The following is a 2,096-nucleotide window of genomic DNA, read 5'->3' on the forward strand; positions in this document are numbered from 1 at the left end:
AGGCCCCCCTGTGCCCGGCGGATGAGCCCCCTCCCCCGGCGGAACCGGAAGAGGCGGTTGTGTCCCTTCCCGATCTGCCGCCGGAGCCCCCCGCCTGTCTCACCGCCTTCCGCCGGCTGGAGCTGTCCAGCAAGCGGGAGCTGCTGGCCTTCTCCTCCTATGTGACCCTGGCCCTGGAGACCACCGGCCTGGTGGCCGGACGGGACCACGTCCTGGAGGTGGCCATGGAGCGCTATGAGGACGGGCGTCTCATCGGACGGTTCCAGACCCTGCTCCAGCAGAGCGCCCCCCTCTCTCCCCAGGTCACCGCCCTCACCGGACTCACCGACGCCCACCTGGAAGGGGCCCCCTCCCCCCGGGAGGCCGCGGTACGGGCGGCGGACTTTTTGGGAGACCGTCCGCTGGTGATCCATAACGCCGCCTTTGTCCTCCCCTTTCTGGAGCGCTTTCTGGGGCTTGCCCAGCTGCCGGGACCGGTGCTCTATGTGGACAGCCTCCGTCTGGCCCGGCGGGCCTGGCCGGAGTACCGCACCTATGGACTGGATTACCTGGTCCGCCGCCTGAAAATCGCCCACCAGCTGCCCTACCGGGCCAAGGGCGACGTTCTGTGCCTCTCCGCCCTCTTCCGCCTGACCCTCACCCAGCTGGGCCGCAGCGGACGGGAGACCAAGCTCAGCGGGCGCTTTCAGCCCACCCCCGGCGTCATCCCAGACCCCGCCGGTCCCCTGTGGCAGAAACGGGTGGTCTTTGCCGGGGCCCTGCCCGGCGGACTGAACGACGCCATGCAGCTGGCCGCTGACGCAGGCGCCATGCTGCGGGAGACCGTCACCGCCAAAACGGATTTCCTGGTGGTGGGTCCCTCCGCCGCCAACGGCGCCAAGGCCCGCACCGCCGGCGCCCTCAACGCCGCCGGAAAAGCTCATATCACCGTGCTGGACGAGGCCGCCTTCCTCCGCCTGGCCGGCAGGTAAACTGCGCCGCTCCGACCTCCGGGGCGGCTCTTTTTCCATCCGCAACCGCTGGTTGTCAAATCGAAACGGCCGGTTGGTGGCCGGTGGCGCCCCGTTGTGCTATACTCTGTCCATCCCAATCCACCAGGAGGTCTTTTCTTCTATGATGCTGCAAACCCGTCTCTACGAGCTGCGCCGCCAGGCCGGACTTTCCCAGGAGGAGCTGGCCAATGTGGTGGGCGTTTCCCGGCAGGCCGTCCAGAAATGGGAGTCCGGCGCGTCCCGGCCCGACATCGACAAGCTGGTCATCCTGGCCGACTACTTCGGCGTCACCCTGGACAACCTGGTCCGGGGGACGGACCCCTCCCCCTCCGCCGGCGGCTCCGAATTTGACCCGCGCCCCACCATCGTCAACCACTACTACTCCCTCTGGCACTACGAATACCGCAGCCCTCATACCCTCTTCGGCCTCCCGCTGGTCCATATCAACCTGGGGCAGGGTTTTTATCGCGCAAAGGGCATCTTCGCCGTGGGCAATCTGGCCACCGGCTTTGTGGCGCTGGGCGGTATCAGCGCCGGACTTCTCTCCGTCGGCGGGCTCTCCCTGGGTCTGCTGGCGCTGGGCGGGCTGGCCGCCGGCATCGCGGCGCTGGGCGGCGCGGCCCTGGGCCTCATCGCCCTGGGCGCGGTTGCCGTGGGCTGCCTGGCCATCGGATCGGCGGCCCTGGGTATGTGGTCGGTGGGCGTGGCTGCTTGGGCCAGCCGGGTGGCCATAGGCGTCAGCGCCTCCGCACCCCTGGCCATCGGCCAGGAGGTCAGCGGCTCCGCCACTTTCCTCACCTCCCTCCCCCACTCGGCCGCCGAGCTGCAAGCCGCCATCTCCGCCTACGCCCACGCCCCCCGGTGGATCGAGGATCTGCTCCTCTTTCTGACCCAGCATATTTCTCCCTGAGCAACAACATCCCCGGCAGCATCTCACGTTGCCGGGGATGTCAGTCTGTCGAAGAAGTGGAATGCGGTGCAGGAAACGTCAACGCGCCTGCATGGAAGCGGGCGACCACAAGGGTCGCCCCTACGATGTGGGGGTACTTCCCATGCACGAGAAGCCCTCTGCGGGTAAAGGGAAACGATGAACAGGGTTTCTTC

The 2,096-nt window shown here is 67.9% G+C and carries 2 protein-coding genes; both read left to right on the forward strand.

The genetic code is table 11. The annotated features are described in order from the left end of the window. Nucleotides 1-971 (forward strand): exonuclease domain-containing protein (locus H7U37_RS14710; RefSeq protein ID WP_204876882.1); only part of this gene is annotated, 971 nt, incomplete at its 5' end. A gap of 142 nt (nt 972-1,113) precedes the next feature. Next, nucleotides 1,114-1,902, forward strand: a complete 789-nt coding sequence (locus tag H7U37_RS14715) for a helix-turn-helix domain-containing protein (protein ID WP_204876884.1) — start codon at nt 1,114-1,116, stop codon at nt 1,900-1,902. The last annotated feature ends 194 nt before the right edge of the window (nt 1,903-2,096 follow it).

Source organism: Pseudoflavonifractor phocaeensis, from assembly GCF_016901735.1.
Taxonomy (GTDB): domain Bacteria; phylum Bacillota; class Clostridia; order Oscillospirales; family Oscillospiraceae; genus Pseudoflavonifractor_A.